Raw genomic sequence first — 3,623 nt, 5'->3', positions numbered from 1 at the left:
CGGCGCCAGCCGCTACGAGCCCGAGGAAGAGAACCCGATGCTGGGCTTCCGCGGTGCGGCGCGCTACCTGAGCGCCGACTTCGGCGAGGCCTTCGCCATGGAGTGCGAAGCCTTGAAGCGCGTGCGCAACGAGATGGGCCTGACCAATGTGCAGGTGATGGTGCCCTTCGTGCGCACCCTGGGCCAGGCCGAACGCGTGACGCAACTGCTGGCCCAGCACGGCCTGCAGCGCGGCAAGGACGACCTCAAGGTCATCATGATGTGCGAGGTGCCGAGCAACGCCATCCTGGCCGAGCGCTTTCTGGAGTTCTTCGACGGCTTCTCCATCGGCTCCAACGACCTGACCCAGCTCACCCTGGGCCTGGACCGCGACTCGGGCCTGGAACTGCTGGCGCACGACTTCGACGAGCGCGACCCTGCCGTGCTGGCGCTGATTCACCAGGCCATCAAGGCCTGCCTGGCCCAGGGCAAGTACATCGGTATCTGCGGCCAGGGCCCCAGCGACCACCCTGACTTCGCGCAGTGGCTGGCTGCCGAGGGCATCTCCTCCATCTCGCTGAACCCCGACAGCGTGATGGCCACCTGGCAGCAGCTGGCCGCAGGCTGAAGCCTTGCGCGCACGGGCATCTCAGCGCCATCCTGGCTGACCCGATGCCCGTGCTGCCCCGCTCCCCCATCAAGCCTGTCGAGCCCGAGCTCGCAGGCCCTTTTCCGCCCGACCTGCACGACGTGCGCCACCTGTGGCTCAAGGCCGGGTTGTTGCTGATCTGGGTGCTGGTGTCCTTCGTGGCCACCTACTTTGCGCGCGACCTGCAGTTCCTGGTGGCTGGCGGCTGGCCGCTGGGCTACTGGATCGAGGCCCAGGGCGCGGTGCTGGTGTTCATTGCCATCGTGGTGGCCTACGCCTGGGCCATGAACCGCTTCGAGCGCCAGGACGAGGAGCGCCGCCTGCTGGAGCAGGCCGCGGCCGCCCGGGCTGCCGAGGGCAGCCAACCACTGGACGCGGCCTGACGCCATGCGCAGGCAAGAAGGCGGCTCTGCGGGCGCATCCCCCTCCGGCGCCATGCCGGGAATGGGGCCCAGTGCCGTCGAGAGGGCCTATTCCTGGCGCCTGCACCGCATCCTGGCGCTGTACATCGCCGGGGTGTTCGGCTTTCTGGCCCTGATGATCTGGGCCGAGCACCAGGGGCTGTCGCGCCACTGGATCGGGCCGATCTTCCTGTTCCTCACCGTCATGGTGTACGCCGGCATCGGCGTCTATGGCCGCACTTCGGATCCCGAGGAGTACTACGTGGCCGGGCGGCGCATCCCGCCCATGTACAACGGCATGGCGGCCGCGGCCGACTGGATGAGTGCGGCCTCGTTCATCAGCCTCTCGGGCGCGCTGTACCTGCAGGGCTTTGCGGGCACGCCCGGCCAGCCCGGCGGCCTGGCCTACCTGCTGGGCTGGACGGGCGGCTTTTGCCTGGTGGCGATGCTGATCGCGCCGCACCTGCGCGCCATGGGCCTGTACACCGTGCCCGATTTCTTCCACGTGCGCTTTGGCGGCCGCTGGCCGCGCGTGATCGCGGCGCTCGCTGCGGTGCTGTGCTCGTTCACTTATGTGGTGGCGCAGATCTACGGCGTGGGGCTGATCGCCTCGCGCCTGACGGGCGTGCAGTTCGAGATCGGCATCATGCTCGGCCTGGGCGGGGTGCTGCTGTGCTCGTTCCTGGGCGGCATGCGCGCCATCACCTGGACGCAGGTGGCGCAGTACGTGGTGCTGCTGCTGGCCTTTCTGATCCCCGTGTCCTGGCTGGCCTACAAGCAGCTGGGCAGCCCGCTGGCGCCCCTGGTGTATGGCACGCAGATCACCAAGATCGCCGACCTGGAGGCGCAACTGCTCGACTCGCCCGCCGAGCAGCAGGTGGTGCAGGTCTACCGCCTGCGGGCGCAGGAGTTCGAGGAGCGCCTGAAGGACGTGGAGGCGGCCCTGGAGCGCGAACGCGAGAAGGGCCGCGAACGCATCCGCACGCTGCGTGCGCAGAACGCCGACGTGGGCCTGATCGTGCTGGCCAGCCGCGACCTGGCGGCGCTGCCGCGCGACCCGGCCGCCGCGCGCGAGCGCTGGACGCGCGAGATGCACGAGAACAACGAGCGCGCACGCCCCTTGGGCGGCCTGCCGCAGCACAGCCAGGCCTTTGCCGGCGACCCCGACGGCACGCCCGAGGAGCAGCGCGAGTTCGACCTGAGCCGGCGCAACTTCATGGCGCTGATGTTCTGCCTGATGGTAGGCACGGCCGGGCTGCCGCACCTGCTCACGCGCTACTACACCTCGCCCACGGTGTCGGGGGCGCGGGCCTCGGTGGGCTGGTCGCTGTTCTTCATTGCCCTCCTGTACCTGAGTGCGCCCGCGCTCGCGGTGCTGGTGAAGTTCGAGGTCATGCACAACCTGGTGGGCAGCAGCTTCGAGGCGCTGCCCAACTGGATGGCGCAGTGGGCGCGGGTGGATGCCTCGCTGCTGTCGATCGAGGACGTCAATGGCGACGGCATCGTGCAGTTCGGCGAGATCCGCCTGGGGGCCGACCTCATCATGCTGGCCACGCCCGAGCTCGGTGGTCTGCCCTATGTGGTCTCGGGCCTGGTGGCGGCGGGCGGGCTGGCGGCAGCGCTGTCCACGGCGGACGGGCTGCTGCTCACCATCAGCAACGCGCTGGTGCGCGACCTGTATTTCCAGGGCTCGGACCGCGAGGCCTCGCCCGAGCAGCGCGTGATCCTGACCAAGTTCGCGCTGCTGGCGGTGGCGCTGTCGGCGGCCTTCGTGGCGGCGCTCAAGCCGGCCGAGATCCTGCCCATGGTCTCGGCCTCGTTCTCGCTGGCGGCATCGGCCTTCGTGCCGGTCATGGTGCTCGGGATCTTCTGGCGCGGCACCACGCGCCAGGGGGCGGTGGCGGGCATGCTCTCGGGCCTCGGGGTGGCGGTGTACTACATGCTCTCGCACGTGGTGGCCTTGAAGGCGCTGCTGCCGGCCTGGCTGCTGGCCGACGGGCTGTGGTTCGGCATCCAGCCGATATCCGCTGGGGTGTTCGGGGTGCCGATGGGCTTGCTGGTGGCGCTGGTGGTCAGCCGCGTCACGCGGCCCGCGCCGCAGCTGCCGCGCGTCCGGTCGGAGATGTAACAGGGCCTCCCGGCTGCGCCCGAGGCGGTGCAAATCGGTACCGCCTGAAGGGACATGGAAAAACCCGACTTCTCAAGCGGCCCCAAACGTGACACCCTGTAACCCATGCTGCACGGCGAGCCTGGTGAGTGCCCGGCAGCCGCATGCAGCCCACAGTGGGCCATTTCAATAACGGGGGGATACATGGTTCTGGTCAAGACGCAGGCGGGGCAGGAAGCGCTCAAGGACCGCCATGGTGGGTTGACCTCGCGGCAGCGTTCTGCCTTCATCATGTTCGATGGCAAGCGCTCCACGGGCGAGGTGCTGGCGGCCACGGCGGCCATGGGCATCACGCAGGACGATGTGCAGGCCATGATTGCCCAGGGCCTGCTGGAGCCGCTGTCGAGCAGCGGCGCCGGGGCCGCGGTGGCTGCTGCAGCCGCCGCCAAGGGGAGCGGGCAGGCCGTGGCAGCCGCGGCTGCCGGGG

The 3,623-nt window shown here is 69.5% G+C and carries 3 protein-coding genes and 1 pseudogene; all 4 read left to right on the top strand.

Going from position 1 to position 3,623, the window contains the following annotated elements; genetic code table 11:
• A partial coding sequence (locus PMI14_RS06510; RefSeq protein WP_007851528.1) for a putative PEP-binding protein occupies positions 1-607 on the top strand: 607 nt, incomplete at its 5' end.
• Positions 608-651: 44 nt separating this feature from the next.
• On the top strand, positions 652-1,011 hold the full coding sequence (locus PMI14_RS06505) for a DUF4212 domain-containing protein (protein WP_007851525.1): 360 nt from the start codon (positions 652-654) through the stop codon (positions 1,009-1,011).
• Positions 1,012-1,072: 61 nt separating this feature from the next.
• Entirely contained in the window at positions 1,073-3,157 is a 2,085-nt protein-coding gene (locus PMI14_RS06500) for a VC_2705 family sodium/solute symporter (protein WP_035202646.1), read from the top strand.
• Positions 3,158-3,340: 183 nt separating this feature from the next.
• A pseudogene (locus PMI14_RS06495) lies at positions 3,341-3,623 on the top strand (hypothetical protein); the annotation flags it as partial.

Origin of the sequence: Acidovorax sp. CF316 (assembly GCF_000276605.1) — a bacterium.
Lineage (GTDB): Bacteria > Pseudomonadota > Gammaproteobacteria > Burkholderiales > Burkholderiaceae_C > Acidovorax.
This window is presented reverse-complemented; position numbering and strand designations above follow the sequence as displayed.

Bases quoted from the DNA above. Each gene is read 5' to 3' on its own strand.
- PMI14_RS06505 (WP_007851525.1), top strand. From the start codon at position 652: ATGCCCGTGCTGCCCCGCTCCCCCATCAAGCCTGTCGAGCCCGAGCTC.
- PMI14_RS06500 (WP_035202646.1), top strand. From the start codon at position 1,073: ATGGGGCCCAGTGCCGTCGAGAGGGCCTATTCCTGGCGCCTGCACCGC.